The 16,617-nt window shown below is 38.8% G+C and carries 22 protein-coding genes; 15 read left to right on the top strand and 7 right to left on the bottom strand.

Annotated elements, in window-relative coordinates; genetic code table 11:
* The first annotated feature begins 222 nt into the window (after window positions 1-222).
* The 5 genes from thrS to WAO84_RS09885 all read left to right on the top strand — a co-directional run bounded on the left by thrS (window position 223) and on the right by WAO84_RS09885 (window position 4,397).
* On the top strand, window positions 223-2,163 hold the full coding sequence (gene thrS, locus WAO84_RS09905; protein WP_340065459.1) for a threonine--tRNA ligase: 1,941 nt from the start codon (window positions 223-225) through the stop codon (window positions 2,161-2,163).
* Between the two features lie 36 nt (window positions 2,164-2,199).
* Complete coding sequence (infC, locus tag WAO84_RS09900; RefSeq protein WP_340065463.1) at window positions 2,200-2,757, top strand: translation initiation factor IF-3; 558 nt, start codon at window positions 2,200-2,202, stop codon at window positions 2,755-2,757.
* Window positions 2,758-2,786: 29 nt separating this feature from the next.
* Window positions 2,787-2,984 (top strand): 50S ribosomal protein L35, encoded by a 198-nt coding sequence (gene rpmI, locus WAO84_RS09895; RefSeq protein WP_340065457.1) that lies wholly within the window; start codon window positions 2,787-2,789, stop codon window positions 2,982-2,984.
* A gap of 111 nt (window positions 2,985-3,095) precedes the next feature.
* The gene (gene rplT, locus WAO84_RS09890) at window positions 3,096-3,440 is read left to right on the top strand and encodes a 50S ribosomal protein L20 (RefSeq protein WP_340065456.1); all 345 of its coding nucleotides are present in this window, start codon (window positions 3,096-3,098) and stop codon (window positions 3,438-3,440) included.
* A 144-nt stretch (window positions 3,441-3,584) separates the two neighbouring features.
* Complete coding sequence (locus WAO84_RS09885) at window positions 3,585-4,397, top strand: HAD family hydrolase (protein WP_340065455.1); 813 nt, start codon at window positions 3,585-3,587, stop codon at window positions 4,395-4,397.
* A gap of 13 nt (window positions 4,398-4,410) precedes the next feature.
* Here WAO84_RS09885 and WAO84_RS09880 read toward each other — a convergent pair whose 3' ends face one another.
* The 7 genes from WAO84_RS09880 to tgt form a co-directional block, all read right to left on the bottom strand.
* On the bottom strand, window positions 4,411-4,833 hold the full coding sequence (locus WAO84_RS09880) for a secondary thiamine-phosphate synthase enzyme YjbQ (protein WP_340065454.1): 423 nt from the start codon (window positions 4,831-4,833) through the stop codon (window positions 4,411-4,413).
* Window positions 4,834-4,873: 40 nt separating this feature from the next.
* Window positions 4,874-6,127 carry an asparagine synthetase B gene (locus WAO84_RS09875; protein ID WP_340065462.1) on the bottom strand — a complete coding sequence of 418 codons (1,254 nt, stop codon included), beginning with the start codon at window positions 6,125-6,127 and terminating at the stop codon, window positions 4,874-4,876.
* 40 nt (window positions 6,128-6,167) lie between these two features.
* A complete protein-coding gene (dnaB, locus tag WAO84_RS09870; protein ID WP_340065453.1) occupies window positions 6,168-7,718 on the bottom strand; it encodes a replicative DNA helicase in 1,551 nt (516 codons plus the stop codon).
* Between the two features lie 168 nt (window positions 7,719-7,886).
* On the bottom strand, window positions 7,887-8,840 hold the full coding sequence (locus tag WAO84_RS09865) for an acetyl-CoA carboxylase carboxyltransferase subunit alpha (protein ID WP_340065452.1): 954 nt from the start codon (window positions 8,838-8,840) through the stop codon (window positions 7,887-7,889).
* Between the two features lie 52 nt (window positions 8,841-8,892).
* Window positions 8,893-9,783: a DMT family transporter gene (locus tag WAO84_RS09860; RefSeq protein ID WP_340065450.1), complete on the bottom strand. Its 891-nt coding sequence runs from the start codon at window positions 9,781-9,783 to the stop codon at window positions 8,893-8,895.
* Entirely contained in the window at window positions 9,770-10,846 is a 1,077-nt protein-coding gene (locus tag WAO84_RS09855; RefSeq protein WP_340065449.1) for an LptF/LptG family permease, read from the bottom strand. Before WAO84_RS09855 ends, WAO84_RS09860 begins: the two co-directional genes overlap by 14 nt.
* A gap of 1 nt (window position 10,847) precedes the next feature.
* On the bottom strand, window positions 10,848-11,978 hold the full coding sequence (gene tgt / locus WAO84_RS09850) for a tRNA guanosine(34) transglycosylase Tgt (RefSeq protein ID WP_340065448.1): 1,131 nt from the start codon (window positions 11,976-11,978) through the stop codon (window positions 10,848-10,850).
* Window positions 11,979-12,143: 165 nt separating this feature from the next.
* On the opposite strand from tgt, the gene WAO84_RS09845 reads away from it, so the two are divergent.
* The 10 genes from WAO84_RS09845 to WAO84_RS09800 all read left to right on the top strand — a co-directional run bounded on the left by WAO84_RS09845 (window position 12,144) and on the right by WAO84_RS09800 (window position 16,487).
* Complete coding sequence (locus WAO84_RS09845) at window positions 12,144-12,989, top strand: transketolase (RefSeq protein WP_340065447.1); 846 nt, start codon at window positions 12,144-12,146, stop codon at window positions 12,987-12,989.
* A 19-nt stretch (window positions 12,990-13,008) separates the two neighbouring features.
* Window positions 13,009-13,962, top strand: a complete 954-nt coding sequence (locus WAO84_RS09840) for a transketolase family protein (protein ID WP_340065446.1) — start codon at window positions 13,009-13,011, stop codon at window positions 13,960-13,962.
* Window positions 13,963-14,015: 53 nt separating this feature from the next.
* Window positions 14,016-14,591, top strand: coding sequence for an outer membrane beta-barrel protein (locus WAO84_RS09835; RefSeq protein WP_340065445.1), 576 nt, complete (start codon window positions 14,016-14,018; stop codon window positions 14,589-14,591).
* 218 nt (window positions 14,592-14,809) lie between these two features.
* Complete coding sequence (locus tag WAO84_RS09830) at window positions 14,810-14,989, top strand: hypothetical protein (RefSeq protein ID WP_340065443.1); 180 nt, start codon at window positions 14,810-14,812, stop codon at window positions 14,987-14,989.
* A gap of 35 nt (window positions 14,990-15,024) precedes the next feature.
* Entirely contained in the window at window positions 15,025-15,204 is a 180-nt protein-coding gene (locus WAO84_RS09825; protein WP_340065441.1) for a hypothetical protein, read from the top strand.
* A 103-nt stretch (window positions 15,205-15,307) separates the two neighbouring features.
* Entirely contained in the window at window positions 15,308-15,493 is a 186-nt protein-coding gene (locus tag WAO84_RS09820; protein WP_340065440.1) for a hypothetical protein, read from the top strand.
* 87 nt (window positions 15,494-15,580) lie between these two features.
* Entirely contained in the window at window positions 15,581-15,766 is a 186-nt protein-coding gene (locus tag WAO84_RS09815) for a hypothetical protein (RefSeq protein WP_340065438.1), read from the top strand.
* A 47-nt stretch (window positions 15,767-15,813) separates the two neighbouring features.
* Window positions 15,814-15,996: a hypothetical protein gene (locus WAO84_RS09810; RefSeq protein ID WP_340065436.1), complete on the top strand. Its 183-nt coding sequence runs from the start codon at window positions 15,814-15,816 to the stop codon at window positions 15,994-15,996.
* A gap of 64 nt (window positions 15,997-16,060) precedes the next feature.
* Window positions 16,061-16,243 (top strand): hypothetical protein, encoded by a 183-nt coding sequence (locus WAO84_RS09805; RefSeq protein WP_340065435.1) that lies wholly within the window; start codon window positions 16,061-16,063, stop codon window positions 16,241-16,243.
* A gap of 70 nt (window positions 16,244-16,313) precedes the next feature.
* Window positions 16,314-16,487, top strand: a complete 174-nt coding sequence (locus tag WAO84_RS09800; RefSeq protein ID WP_340065434.1) for a hypothetical protein — start codon at window positions 16,314-16,316, stop codon at window positions 16,485-16,487.
* Window positions 16,488-16,617 lie beyond the last annotated feature (130 nt).

The following is a 16,617-nucleotide window of genomic DNA, read 5'->3' as shown; positions in this document are numbered from 1 at the left end:
AAACGGCTGCAAATATAAAAAATCAATCCTAATTACAACCACATTAACCAACCCTTTCTCATCCTTAATCCGCAAAAAACTATAACATAACTAGTTAGGAAAGGAAAATAAAGAGAACATCACTAACCCAGTCATACTATTTTATATTCTTTATTATATACTATATATTGTTGTACGCCTGAAAACATCCTATTATCTTTGCCACCTCAAATAAATATTTGCATGATCAAAATTACATTACCAGACGGATCAGTAAAGGAGTTTGAAAAGAACAGCACTCCTATGGATGTGGCTAAAAGCATTAGTGAAGGCCTTGCCAGAAATGTTATTTCTGCCAGTTTTAACGATCAAACCGTTGAAACGATAACTCCACTTACCACCGATGGTAATTTAACACTATATACCTGGAACCAGGAAGAAGGGAAGACAGCTTTCTGGCACTCTTCTTCTCATGTATTGGCACAGGCACTGGAAGAACTATATCCCGGTATAAAACTCACCATAGGGCCCCCTATTGAAAATGGGTTCTATTATGACGTTGATTTTGGTGAACACACTATATCAGATAAAGATTTTCCAGCTATTGAAGCCAAAATGCTGGAAATTGCCAAGGGCAAGCACCTGTATAAAATGCGTGAAGTATCAAAAGCAGAAGCACTTGCTTATTACCAGAACAAAAACAATGAATATAAAATAGAGCTTATAGAAAATCTGGAAGATGGCACTATCACTTTTTGTGACCACGATACTTTTACAGACCTGTGTCGGGGAGGTCATATTCCCAATACCGGTATCATCAAAGCCGTCAAGTTACTAAGTGTAGCCGGTGCCTACTGGAGAGGAGATGAAAATCAAAAACAACTTACACGTGTATATGGTATATCATTTCCAAAACAAAAAGAGCTCAATACCTATTTACATTTACTCGAAGAAGCTAAAAAAAGAGATCATCGTAAACTGGGTAAAGAACTTGAATTATTCACGTTTTCTCAAAAAGTAGGACAAGGATTACCTTTATGGTTACCCAAAGGAGCCGCGCTAAGAGAGCGATTGGAGCAATTTCTTAAAAAAGCGCAAAAGAAAGCGGGTTACGAACAGGTAGTGTCACCTCATATAGGCAATAAAGAGCTGTATATTACATCCGGACATTACGCCAAGTACGGAGAAGATAGCTTCAAACCTATCACAACACCACATGAAGGGGAAGAGTTTTTGCTCAAACCTATGAACTGCCCACATCATTGTGAAATATTCAATGCGAGGCCCTGGAGTTATAAAGACCTGCCAAAGCGTTATGCCGAATTTGGTACAGTATATAGATATGAACAAAGTGGCGAACTCCACGGCCTTACCAGAGTACGTGGGTTTACACAAGATGATGCACATATATTTTGTACACCTGAGCAGTTAAGTGAGGAGTTTAAAAATGTGATCGATCTGGTAATGTATGTATTTGAATCTTTAGGATTTGAAGATTTTGTAACCCAGGTATCACTAAGAGACTCCAATAATCCCGATAAATATATTGGGAGTGATGAAAACTGGAAAAAAGCCGAAGAGGCTATATTACAGGCTGCCAAGGAAAAAGAGCTTAACTATGTTATTGAAACCGGGGAAGCTGCTTTTTACGGGCCCAAACTGGATTTCATGGTGAGAGATGCTCTGGGCAGAAAATGGCAACTGGGTACTATACAGGTAGATTACAATCTTCCCGAGAGATTTGACCTTACTTACAAAGGGAGCGACAACGAGCTTCACCGTCCCGTAATGATACACAGGGCACCATTTGGCAGTATGGAACGTTTTGTTGCCATATTACTGGAGCACACAGGAGGAAACTTTCCCCTTTGGCTTATCCCTGATCAGGCTATCATATTAGCTATCAGTGAGAAATATGAAAAATATGCCGAAAAAGTTTTAAGTTTATTGGAAAATCACGAAATTCGCAGCCTCATTGATAACCGAAACGAGACGATCGGCAAAAAAATAAGGGAGGCTGAAATGAAAAAAATACCTTACATGTTGATTGTAGGAGAAAATGAAGAAAAAAATGCTACCATTTCAGTTAGAAAACACGGAGAAGGTGACTTGGGCTCTTTAACGGTTGACGCTTTTGTAGCATTGGTTAACAAAGAGATCAATACAACTTTAAAACAATTTTAGAAAAGTACGTTTAATTAAATTATTTAAGCCATAGCCCTGAGACACAATAATAGAAGAGGTAACAGATACCAACAAAGAGAAAATAAAAACCCTCACAGAATCAACCAGGATATTCGAGTAACCGAAGTACGACTGGTAGGAGATAATGTAGAAATGGGTGTTTACAATATTAAAGCTGCTATTGCCAAGGCAGACGAACTCGGTCTTGACCTGGTGGAAATTTCGCCCAATGCGAAACCTCCGGTATGTAAGATAATGGACTATAAAAAGTTCCTGTACGAACAGAAAAAAAGAGAAAAAGCACTTAAGGCCAAAGCCTCTAAAGTAGTAATAAAGGAAATACGATTCGGTCCTCAAACCGATGACCATGATTACGATTTTAAGAAAAAGCATGCAGAAAAGTTCCTTAAAGACGGGGCTAAACTCAAAGCTTATGTTTTTTTTAAAGGAAGGTCTATTGTGTATAAAGATCAGGGAGAGATTTTATTATTACGTCTCGCCCGGGATCTGGAAGACTTTGGCAAAGTTGAACAAATGCCAAAACTGGAAGGTAAACGTATGACTATGTTTATCGCTCCTAAAAAACCGAAATAAGCGAAATAGTAATAATTTAAAGCAAGACAATGCCTAAAATGAAAACAAAATCCAGTGCCAAAAAGCGTTTTAAGCTTACAGGTTCTGGTAAAATTAAGAGAAAGCACGCTTTTAAGAGCCACATTCTTACGAAGAAATCTAAGAAGCGTAAGCTCGCACTCACGCACTCAACACTGGTTCATCCACACGATGAAAACAGTATTTTAGAGCAATTACGATTAAAATAATTGCTTAACAAGGTTCAATTAATAGTATAACCATGGAGTCAGGCCGGGCAAAAAACAGACCGCCTAAAAAAGTGCAGAAATAACTGCCGCCTGCTACAAAAAACAGAAATTATGCCAAGATCAGTAAATTCCGTTGCTTCACGGGCAAGAAGAAAAAAAATATTGAAGCAAGCTAAAGGCTACTTTGGAAGACGTAAAAACGTTTGGACAGTTGCCAAAAATGCGGTTGAAAAAGCGATGCAATACTCGTATAGAGACCGTAGAAATAAAAAGCGAACTTTTCGTGCACTTTGGATCACCCGTATTAATGCAGGTGCCAGACAGCACGGAATGTCGTATTCTCAGTTTATGGGTAAACTAAAAGCCAATAATATAGATCTTAACAGAAAGGTACTTGCAGACCTGGCTATGAATCACCCGGAAGCTTTTAAAGCAATTGTTCAGAAAGTAAAATAAACGTATAATCACCTGTTTCGCTTAAAAAACCTGATAGCATGCTATCAGGTTTTTTTGTTAAAATCCCTATTTATAAACTTTGTTTATTTGACTAACTTTTTAATTGTAAAAAAACCTGGTGCACTTTTAAATTTTAAAACTCTTATGAAACTTGCCAATGTACAACTGGTTGTTACCGATATGGACGGAACTTTACTCAATTCTAAAGGGGAGGTAAGTACCCGCTTTTTTGAATTGTTTGAAGAATTGTCATCTTACGGAGTACATTTCGTTGCCGCCAGCGGCAGGCAGTATCAAAGCATTTTGAGTAAGTTGGATCTCATAAAAGATAAACTTATTGTTATTGCCGAAAATGGTGGTATTGCCATGCAGGGCGACCACCAGCTCCTCATCAATACCTTGCGACCAGATGAATTATCAAATTTTATTGATCCTTTAAGGAATATTACACATACACATCTTATTTTGTGTGGTAAAAAAGGAGCGTATATTGAAAACCCCACTGAAGAGTTTATACCTATTCTTCATAAATATTACTATTCGGTTACTATTGTAAACGACCTAAAAAAAGTGACCGATGATGTATTTTTAAAACTGGCATGTTATCATATGCATAACTCTGAGCAGCACCTGTACCCCTCTCTTAAAAAGTTTAAAGGGCTATATCAAATAAAAGTTTCAGACGAAAAATGGCTCGATATCTCCCACCTCAATGCACATAAAGGCAATGCTCTGAAACAGGTTCAGCAGGAATTAGGTATAAGTCCTGAACAAACTATGGTGTTTGGCGACTATAACAATGATATTGAAATGCTCCGGCAGGGATACTTTAGCTACGCTATGAAAAATGCGCATCCCAATGTGATCAAAACAGCTCGTTTTCAAACGCAGAGCAATGATAAATTTGGCGTAGAAATTATTCTGGAGAGCGTACTAAGGGCCAAAAAGGGTATTTAGCATTTATTTATGATCACTTTCCGAAAACGGTGAGTACCAGATCTCTGCCTGAAGCATGGTCTCTGTGCTCACAAAGATAAATACCCTGCCAGATTCCCAGGTTTAGACGCCCTTTAGTAACGGGTATTTGTAAAGAAGCACCCAATAGGGAAGATTTAATATGAGCAGGCATATCATCCGGCCCCTCTAATGTATGTGAGAAATAAGGTGCGTTTTCCGGCACCATTTTGTTAAAATGCGCTTCAAAATCATCTCTAACGGTTGGATCAGCATTTTCATTTATCGTTAAACCTGCAGAAGTATGTTTAATGAAAACCTGCAGAAAGCCAATGTCTATCTGCTCAAGTTCGGGAATAGCCCTTACAACATGGTCTGTTATTAGGTGGAAACCTCTTCGCATGGGTTGTAATTGTATATGATGCTGAAAAAACTTCATAAATGTTTTCCGGGATCTGAGTAACAGCGCACGTGATTTATCAGGTTTTTTGTTTTTTCTTTTCTGCTGCTGGGAACAATACATTGTTAAGAATAAGTCGGTACCCCGGAGAGGTAGGATGCAGTTCCAGTTCGGTTTTAGGATCTCCTACTCGGTGTTGGTAATCCTCCGGGTCATGCCCCCCATAAAAGGTAAAAAACCCTTTTCCTCTGATTCCATGAATATACCTGGCCTCTCCATTAAGACGATTTTCGCCCAGTACCAGAACGTCAGACTTTACATGCTCTCTTGCAAAACTGGTGGTTTGCCCCATAAAACCTTTTACCAATGCTGTGTGGTTTTGACACAACATGGTGGGTACAGGATCCCATTTGGCAGAAAAATCCATTAGGGTAAAATAATCACTTTCTCTGGGTATCGTTCTCCTCTCGGTCATATCAATAGACGAAAATTCGTATCTGTTGGGGTTGCGCTCCAGTATAAAATCAGTAAAAGCGAAGGTTTCATTAAAATCTATTTTAGCTTGATAATTTGGCTCTGAAGGGTCCCCGTCAAACATGGGTTCGCAAATATCTACCCCCTCTGCCGCCAAAGCTATATCAAAACTATCAGTAGCAGAACACATAGCAAACATAAAACCTCCTCCTAAAACATACTCTTTTATTTTAAGTGCAACCGCCAGTTTTTGTTCTGAAACTTTGGTGTATCCCAAATTTTGGGCTAACGCTTCGGCCTGCTTTTTTCCTTCTATGTACCAGGGTGCTGAGCGATAAGCGCCATAAAACTTACCGTACTGTCCCGTAAAATCTTCATGGTGCAAATGCAGCCAGTCATATAACAAAAGGGCATCAGATAATACTTCTTCATCATAAATAACGGTATAGGGTATCTCTGCATATGTGAGTACCATAGTGACCGCATCATCCCAAGGCTGATTTCCTTTGGGAGAATAAACGGCAATTTTAGGAGCTTTTTCAAGCACCACAGCCTCCTGATTTTGGGAAGGGCTCCCAATTTCTTTAAGGATTGTTTCGGTTTCTACATCAGAAAGAACCTCAAAAGAAATGCCCCGTATCTGGCACTCTCTTTGAATTTCTTCGGTATAAGGCAATAAAAAAGAACCACCCCGATAATTGAGCAACCAATTTACTTTTAATTGTTTATTGAGTACCCAATATGTGAGACCGTATGCTTTTAAATGGTTCTTCTGGGTATCTGCATCCATAGGAATGAGGAGATATGCACCCTGCATAGCATAAGAAAAACACAGAAAAAACAGAGCAGAAAGAACCATACGCCTGCCTGCACCCAGGGGTTGTAATACAAAAAGTGTCTTAAAAAGGTACATCATCATCGTCAGGGCTAAACCCATCATCATTCATTGCACTGCCAAACGCTTCATCTGCACTAGGCAGATTTTTAGTTGTGAATGGGTTTTCATCATCTCCATTCATCTTTGACTGAAACTCAAATGGGGAATCAAAGTTTTCTAAATTATCAAATTTTCCTAACTGCCCAATAAATTTTAACCTAATATTATCTAATCCGCCGTTTCGGTGTTTGGCTACGATAAATTCTGCCTGTCCTTGAGTGGGTGTTCTTTCTTCATCATCCCATTCATCAATTTTATAATATTCAGGGCGGTAAATAAATGAAACGATATCGGCATCCTGCTCGATCGCTCCTGATTCCCGAAGGTCGGAAAGAAGCGGCCTTTTACTTCCTCCCCGGGTCTCTACGGCTCTCGATAACTGCGAAAGTGCAATTACAGGCACATCCAATTCTTTTGCCAGCGCTTTCAGGTTTCTTGAAATTGATGATATTTCCTGTTCCCGGTTACCTCCTTTTTGAGTGCCTCCGGCGGTCATTAGTTGCAAATAGTCAATTACGATAAGTTTAATTCCATGCTGTGATGAAAGTCGCCTTGCTTTGGCCCGAAGGTCAAAAATGGAAAGCGAAGGGGTATCATCTATAAAAAGAGGTGCTTTTTCTAAACCTTTTACTTTTACATTAAGCTGTTCCCACTCATGTTTTTCCAGTTTACCCGTACGCAGCTTTTCAGATGACAAGCCGGTTTCTGAAGAAATTAATCTTGTGATTAACTGAACTGACGACATCTCTAATGAAAACACGGCTACCGGAAGATTGGAGTTTACGGCAATGTTTCTCGCCATTGACAGTACAAATGCGGTTTTACCCATACCCGGACGAGCGGCAATAATAACGAGGTCGCTGGGTTGCCATCCTGACGTTAACTTGTCCAGTTTATCAAACCCTGAAGGAATACCACTTAATCCTTCTTTATTGGCGATCTCTTCAATTCTTCGTTTGGCCTGCATAACAAGGCTCAGCGCAGTTTCAGAAGATTTTTTAATGTTTCCCTGGGTTACTTCATACAGTTTGGATTCTGCATTGTCAAGCAAATCAAAAACATCGGTGGTCTCGTCATAGGCTTCTTCGATTATCTCTCCCGAAATTTGAATGAGTCTGCGCTGAATGTACTTCTGCAATATGATCCTGGCATGGAACTCTATATGCGCTGAAGAAGATACTTTTTGTGTTAGCTGAATCAGGTAGAAGTCGCCTCCTGTAAGCTCAAAGTTACCATCTTGCTTTAATTGGTTAGATACGGTTAATAAATCTACAGGTTCTGAACTCTCAAATAGTTTTACTATGGATTGATATATAAATCTATGAGCGTCTTTATAGAAAACTTCGGGGTGGAGAATATCAATAACTTCATCAACGCCCTTTTTATCAATCATCATTGCTCCCAGCACAACCTCTTCTAAATCAATAGCTTGAGGAGGTATTTTACCCTTCTCTAAACTTATAACATCTCCCCTTTTAGTTTTTAGGCTAAGTATTGACTTGGTGTTTTCCATAAATGCGAAAGTAGAAAATTAAATAGCTTCTCCCCGTGTTTTAAAAGTTACAAAATCCACTGCTCATTAACAAGTGAATTGTTGATAAGTACTGCAAACCTGTTAACAATGCTAAAAAAACCGGAGTTCTATACTCCGGTTTTCTTCTGGTCTATAAAATATTACTGATTATCCCTTAAAGACTCCCATCTGGGAATATTTATCCATACGTTGTTTCACCAACTCTTCTGGTGATAACTTTTTAAGCTCTTCATAAATCGATACAATTTTCTTTTCAACGGTCTTAAAAGTAGTTTCCCTGTCATAATGGGCACCTCCCAAAGGCTCTTTTAATATCTCATCGATAAGATGTAACTTTTTCATATCAGTAGCGGTTAGCTTAAGTGCATCTGCTGCCTGTTCTTTGTACTCCCAACTTCTCCATAGGATAGACGAGCAGGATTCCGGTGATATTACAGAGTACCATGTATTTTCAAGCATAAGTACCCTATCTCCTACCCCTATTCCCAGAGCTCCTCCGGAAGCACCTTCGCCTACGATCACTACGATAATAGGTACTTTTAAACGGGTCATTTCAAGAATATTTCTGGCAATGGCTTCTCCCTGACCTCTTTCTTCGGCTTCAATACCTGGAAATGCCCCGGGAGTATCTATAAAGCTTATTACCGGTAAGCCAAACTTTTCGGCTGATTTCATTAACCTGAGTGCTTTTCTGTATCCTTCGGGATTGGCCATTCCAAAATTGCGGTATTGTCTTGTTTTGGTATTATACCCTTTTTGCTGACCGATAAACATAAAACTTTGTTCTCCTATTTTCCCTAAACCACCAATCATTGCCTTATCGTCTCCTACACCCCGATCCCCGTGTAATTCGAGAAAAGTATCTCCAGCAAGCGCTTTTACATAATCTAATGTATAAGGCCTTGAAGGGTGACGTGACAATTGTACCCGCTGCCACGCTGTTAGATTCCCGTAAATGTCTTTTTTGGTCTGTACAAGCTTTTTTTCGATCTGCTTACAGGTATCGGTCACATCAATATCACTCTCTTCACCAATAACCCTGCATTTATCCAGTTGTTCTTCCAACTCTTTAATAGGCAATTCAAACTCAAGATATTCCATTCGTTTAGGCAGTTAGTTAGTTAGCCCACAAATATAAAACATTATACGGTATTTATAGAGGCACTTTTTGTTTCGAAAAATTCTTAAGTACACCGTTGGCTATCACCATAATAACAATTATTAGAGCCCCCAGATAAAAACCAGGGTTCATTTTCTCACTTTCTCCAAGTATGAAAAATGCGAGGAGTATTCCATATACAGGTTCAAGATTAATGGTAAGCATTACTGTATAAGGGCTTATATACTTCATCACCTTCACTGATGCAATAAAAGCATAAGCAGTACACACTATAGCCAATAAAAGCAGGTACCCCCAATCTGAAGTTGTAATTTGAAATAAATCTCCTGTAAGCCCCCCGCTTATAAAAAGAAAAACGGTAAGAAATAACGTGCCGCTACTCAATTCATAAAACGAAATTACGGTAGGGTTATATCTTTGTACAAAACGCCCGTTAAGCAGATTAAAAACGGCTGCCAAAAAAGCAGAAACAAGTGCCAGTAACATCCCTTCTTCATACCCCCTCTCTACTTTAAAGATGAGATACACGCCAAAAATAACGATCAGGCCAAAAACAACTTCATACCAGATCATTTTACGTTTGTACCAAAATGGTTCTATTATGGAGGTAAAAAATGAACCGGTTGACATCATTACTAAGGTAATGGATACGTTAGAAACTTTAATCGCAGCAAAAAAGGTAACCCAGTGCAAAGCAATGATCACACCTGCCAGTAAAAAACCCAACTGCACACTACGCGGGACTTTTAAGCTCTTTTTTTTAATATAGAGATAGGCGCCTATGAAAACAGAAGCCAGTAACATACGATACCAAACCAACGAAAAGGCTTCAAGACTTATAAGAGCCCCCAGAATAGCTGTGAAGCCCCAGATAAAAACAATGAAGTGTAAATGCAGGTAGTTTACCAGTCTATCTTTTAGCATTTTGTAACAGGTATAAGGCCAATACTCCAAACACAGCATTTGGTATGATCACGGCGAGTAATGGCGAAAAACCCGATTTATCTGCCATAGTTCCAAACACTTTATCAAAGAAAATATAAATGAATGCTATGGCAATACCCAGAGCCAGATTAACGCCCATACCTCCTCTTCGTTTTTTAGACGATACCGCTACTGCAATAATGGTAAGTATAAATGCTGCAACAGGAAAACTCCAGCGCCTGTATTGAACCAGGCGATAACGATTAATGTTAGAAGAACCTTTTTTAATCTCTTTCTCTATAAATGAATTAAGCTCAAAAAGGTTTTTGGTCTCTGCTATATAAGATACCGGTGTAAGATCGTCCAGATTAAAAGAGAAAAGTGTATCTTTTCTTCTCTGGGTAATAATGGAATCTTCTCTTTCTCCTACATACCGCATTTCGTAAGAAGATAAGCGGTAGAGGCTGTCTTTTTCGATCCAGCGAATATTTTTTGCGGATATTTTATAGGTTAACTCGGTACCTTCAAAATGTTCCAGAGTAAAATTATATCCAATTTTGTTATTGGGTTCAAAACTACTTACATAAATAAACTCATTGTCGTTAAGCTGGTTAAAAAGATTAGTGGTTTCCCGGTCTTTTACATTTTTTTTGAGGTATTTATATCTAAACTCATTATACCCTTTACTCGCATTTGGCACCAGAAACATACCCAAGAAAAAGGCCAGTATTGCTACAAAAGCGGCCCCCATAAGATAGGGCTTCAGAAAACGGGTATATGATATTCCGGAACTTAAGATCGCTATGATCTCTGTATTATTTGCCAATTTAGAGGTAAACCAGATTACGGAAAGAAACAAAAAAATAGGAAAAAGAAAATTGGCAAAATAAACGGTAAAATCCAGGTAATAGGATACGATAATCTCGAAAGGTACTTCTCGCTCAATCATCTTATCTACCTTTTCAGACACATCTATCATAATACCAATAGGTATGAAAAGGAGCATCATCACAAAAAATGTGCTGAGATACTTTCGCAATATGTACCGGTCTATAATTTTCAAATTAAAGCCTATTATCCATTTGTTTTACCATCTTGTTTTTCCACTGGTAAAAATCGCCTGCTAATATATGCTTTCTGGCTTCACGAACCAACCACATATAGAACCCTAAATTGTGAATGGTAGCTATTTGTTTCCCTAACAATTCGTTAACTGAAAACAAGTGTCGTAAATATGCTTTTGTATAGTGTGTATCTACAAAAGTAGCCCCGTTTTCATCAATAAGGGAGAAGTCATCTTCCCACTTTTTGTTTTTGATATTTATGGTTCCGTGAGCTGTAAAAAGCATTCCGTTGCGAGCGTTCCTGGTGGGCATCACACAATCAAACATGTCAATACCCAGTGCAATATTCTCTAAAATATTTATAGGTGTACCCACACCCATGAGGTATCTGGGTTTATCTTCGGGCAATACAGAACAAACTACTTCGGTCATGGCATACATTTCTTCTGCAGGTTCTCCCACAGAGAGTCCTCCAATGGCATTGCCCTCAGCCTGTCTGCCTGCTATATATTCAGCAGACTGTAGCCTTAGATCTTTATAGACTGACCCCTGAACAATAGGGAAAAGGGTCTGTTCATAACCGTATTTGGCGGGTGTTTTTTTAAAATGGGTTATACATCGGTCTAACCATCTGTGGGTCATATGCATAGATCGGCGTGCATACGTATGATCGCAGGGATAAGGGGTACACTCATCAAAAGCCATGATAATATCTGCCCCAATACTGCGCTGTATCTCCATCACGTTTTCAGGAGTAAATACGTGATACGACCCGTCAATGTGTGATTTAAACTTTACCCCTTCTTCTTTAATTTTCCTGTTGGCAGAAAGTGAATATACCTGATACCCCCCACTATCAGTAAGTATATTACGATCCCAGCCCATAAACTTGTGAAGTCCGCCGGCTTTTTCCAGTATATGCATTTGAGGCCTGAGATACAGGTGATAGGTGTTCCCCAAAATAATATCAGGGTTAATATCTTCTTTTAACTCCCTTTGATGCACTCCTTTAACGGTGCCTAATGTTCCTACGGGCATGAAAATAGGTGTTTGTATAACACCGTGGGCCGTAGTAATTGTTCCTGCCCTGGCTTTGCTGCTGTTATCTGTTTTTACTAAATCAAAAATCATCCAAAACCGTTATTAGTGGGCAAAGATAATTAACTGCTTTGCAACGCTGCTTAATATTGTTTTAAAATTGTTTTTATTAACTGCTTTTGGTTAAAAAATGGTGATATAATGTTTTTGTTACCCTTATTTAATGGCTTACTTTTGCGCAAAAGTAATTTAACTACAATGACCCACACACAACAACTTAATGACCTGGTAATTCAGGTACGCAGGGATATACTGCGAATGGTACATAAAGTAAATTCAGGACATCCCGGCGGTTCTTTAGGGTGTACTGAGTTCTTTGTCTTAATGTTTAATGAGATCCTCGAACGTAAAGAAGGGTTTGACATGAACGGGTATGACGAGGATTTGTTCTTTCTCTCTAACGGTCATATCTCTCCGGTGTACTACAGTGTACTGGCCAGAAGTGGTTATTTCCCGGTTGAAGAACTAAATACTTTCAGACACATTAATTCACGATTACAGGGGCATCCTGCCACACATGAGGGACTGCCGGGAATACGTATTGCATCTGGGTCGCTAGGCCAGGGAATGTCGGTCGCTATAGGTGCGGCTCTTGCCAAAAAATTAAATAATGATTCCCACTTAATATACAGCCTTCACGGGGACGGAGAGCTACAGGAAGGCCAGATATGGGAGGCGGCTATGTTTGCAGCAGGCAAAAAAGTAGATAATCTCATTGCGACCATTGATTACAACGGCAAGCAAATTGACGGCTCTACAGATGATGTAATGCCTATGGGTAACCTAAGGTCTAAATTTGAAGCGTTTGGCTGGACGGTTCTCGAAATTGAAAAAGGGAATGATCTGGAAGCCATTCGTGAAGGTATGAAAATAGCCAAAACTTTTACAGGAAAAGGAAAGCCTGTATGTGTGTTACTTCATACTGAAATGGGGAACGGCGTTGATTTTATGATGGGTACCCATGCATGGCATGGAAAAGCACCTAATGATGAACAACTGGAAACTGCTTTGGCACAAAACCCCGAAACCATAGGCGATTATTAATTTTAGGAGGAGAAACAATATGAAAAAATATACAGATACAGGAAAAAAAGATACTCGTAGCGGATTTGGAGCCGGACTCACCGAACTGGGAAAAACTAACCCTGATGTAGTGGCTTTGTGTGCAGATCTTACCGGATCTTTAAAAATGGATGCCTTTGCCGAAGAAAATCCGGAACGGTTCTTTCAGGTAGGGATCGCAGAAGCTAATATGATGGGAATTGCCGCAGGGCTCACTATTGGCGGGAAAATACCTTTTACGGGTACTTTTGCCAATTTTTCTACAGGGCGTGTGTACGATCAGATCAGGCAATCTATAGCCTATTCTGATAAAAATGTAAAAATATGTGCTTCTCATGCCGGCCTTACTCTTGGTGAAGATGGTGCCACCCACCAAATACTGGAAGACATAGGCCTTATGAAAATGTTGCCGGGTATGGTGGTTATTAACCCTTGTGATTATAATCAAACCAAAGCAGCAACTATAGCTATTGCCGATCACCACGGGCCGGTGTATCTCCGGTTTGGAAGGCCTAAAGTACCTAACTTTACTCCCGAGGATCAGGAATTTACTATTGGGAAAGCCATTCTTTTAAATGAAGGTACTGATGTAACTATTGTAGCCACAGGGCATTTGGTATGGGAAGCCCTGCTTGCCGCAGAAACTCTTGAAAACAAAGGTATTAGTGCAGAGGTGATTAATATACATACCATTAAGCCTATAGATAAAGAAGCCATTTTAACATCGGTTGCTAAAACCGGTTGTGTAGTCACTGCTGAAGAACACAATTTTCATGGCGGATTGGGAGAAACCGTAGCCAGAGTTCTGGTACAAAATCACCCGGCACCTCAGGAATTTGTTGCCGTAAAAGATTCCTTTGGAGAAAGCGGTACACCCGAACAACTCATGGAAAAATACGGGTTGAACAATAAATCTATAGAAAGTGCTGTTTTAAAAGTAATAAACCGAAAATAGTAAATGGTAGGGTTTTTGTAACCTATACTGTTTTAATCTAAAAAACATTACACATGAAAAAAGTAATTGTATGTATTTTAATGTTAGGAAGTGCTGTGACATTTGCACAAAAAGATTCCGGTTTTGGTCTAAAAGGCGGACTTAACTACAATTCTAACGGGGAGTATTTTAGAGATGCAGGAGCCATTGCAGAAGACCCTACTGCTAATGTAGGGTTTCATTTGGGGGTTTGGGGTAAAGTAGATCTGGGAACGCTCTATCTGCGGCCCGAATTGGTATATACAAAGACCAAAAGTGATTATGATGGTGACAAATTTGATATGAGCAAAATTGATGTTCCACTTTTAGTAGGTCTCGATGTGATTGGTCCTTTAAGCGTTTTTGCAGGGCCTTCAATCCAGTATATTCTTGATACCGATCTGGATGGAATTACCCTAAATGATGTAGAAAATGATTTAACCGTAGGTTTTAACATTGGTGCAGGCCTTAATATCGGTAACATTGGCATAGACCTTAGATATGAACGAGGTTTTAGCGATAATGAAGCTGAATTTGTAGGCCTTTCCGGCTCAGGACGTATTGATACCCGACCAGAACAACTTATTCTAAGCTTATCGGTAAAACTCTAGTAACTCCCTCAATACTCATAAATCTGTAAAAGCACCTTTTTTAAGGTGCTTTTTTTGGTTTCTAACTCTCCTTAATTATTCCTGTCAGATATTTTTTTCAATCTGTTAAAATTCAAACAATTAACATTCAAAATAAAGGGAATATATTTTAATTAAGTAAATTTATCTTACATAATTAATACGTATTTACATTATTCAAATTTTTAAACTCAGTTTCCATGAAAAATATTTTAAAAAATTCAGGAGTTAAGAAGTTGGACAGAAAAACCCAAAAAACTATCACAGGTGGCGGCGGATTCTGCGGTCCCGGTGGTGGATTTTGTTGCTTTTTTGTACAAGGTACCCTTCAATGTGAACCGGGGATCTGTACGCGTTTTGGCGGATGTGTTTTTCTGTAAAAACAAAACCTTACTAATTTATAAACCATGTAATCATGAAAAAAATATCCAAAATCTCAGAAGTAAAAAAACTCGACAGACAGACTCAAAAGAATATTAAAGGAGGTGGATGTGTTCAACAGGGAGATCTTTGTTGCCTCATTCCACCAGGAGGCGGTCCTGCCGAATGTTTCCCAGGGCAATGTTGGGGACCTTTATGCTATTTTTCTGCCTAATCCTAAAGAATAGCTTTATAAGCCTTACATAGCCTGGAGTGGGAAGATCTGGAACATGTAAAGGTATTTTTATGCTTTTTACCAATAAATAAATCAAAACAAAATGAAAAAAATCTCAAATCTATCAGGAGCCAAAAAGCTCAACCGGCAAACCCTAAAAAATATAAAAGGAGGGCAATGTTTTGAACAGGACGGACTTTGTTGCAGAGTTCTTTCCGATGGTGGTACGCGATGCGCTCCCGGCGAATGTAGAGGAGGACGTTTTTGTGTTTTTTTCCCTAATCCTTAATCGGTTTACGCAGTCCCGTGAAATAAAGTATTTCCAAAGTGTCTGAAATAAATAAAATTTATTATTAATAATTTAAATCAAAACAAAATGAAAAAAATCTTAAATATCTCAGGTGTTAAAAAACTTGACAGACAGGATTTGAAGAACATAAAAGGAGGACAATGTTTCGACCAGGACGGACTTTGTTGCAGAGTTCTTTCCGACGGCAGTACCCGATGCGCTCTTGGCGAGTGTAGAGGAGGACGTTTTTGTGTGTTTTTCCCAAATCCTTAAATGTTAATTAAAGGATACCTTTTTACTATTAACTTAAATCAGAACAAATGAAAAAAATCTCAAATATTTCAGGAGCTAAAAAACTCAACAGGCAAACTCTGAAGAATATAAAAGGAGGTCAGTGTTTTGACCAAGACGGACTTTGTTGCCAGGTTTCTCCGGGAGGTACACAATGCTATCCCGGTGAATGTAGAGGAGGATTTATTTGCCTTTATTACGCTAATCCTTAAGCATTCGTAAAAAGGCTATGATGATCATAGCTTTTTTATGATTACCAATTTAAATGGGAACGAAATGAAAAAAATTTCAAATATTTCAGGATCAAAAAAGCTCAATAGGCAAGCCCTGAAGAATATAAAAGGAGGGACACAATGTTATGAAGAAAGTGGCATTTGTTGTCAGGAGCTTCGGGATGGTACTTTCCGATGTGCTCCTGGTCAGTGTACCGGTCGTTTTTGTACCCTGATCCCTGCCTAATCCTTAAACATTGAATGAAAAGGTTATAATCATAACCTTCAAATGAATTAGTAATTTAAACAAAAACAAAATGAAAAAAATCTCAAAAATCTCAGGAGTTAAAAAACTCGACAGAAATGAACTAAGACAAATCAGAGGAGGTTCCTGTACCCAGGAGGGTAGAATATGCTGCCAAAAATTCCCTCCAGGAATCATTATTTGTGAGGCAGGTGTTTGCCGGGGCAATACTTGCATCTTTCTCTAAATAAAGTGGTTTACTGAAACTTATAAAGAGTTAAGTATTATACCATTTGGGTTTACCTTATAATTACCTTATATAATATACACTCTTTGGTTTCGGTTATACAAGATTATACAACGAAGGCACTATTCCT

Origin of the sequence: Ascidiimonas aurantiaca, assembly GCF_037646345.1 — a bacterium.
In the GTDB taxonomy this organism is placed as follows: Bacteria; Bacteroidota; Bacteroidia; order Flavobacteriales; family Flavobacteriaceae; genus Ascidiimonas; species Ascidiimonas aurantiaca.
Note: the sequence above shows the minus strand (reverse complement) of the source record. Positions and strands in the feature narration are given on the sequence as shown.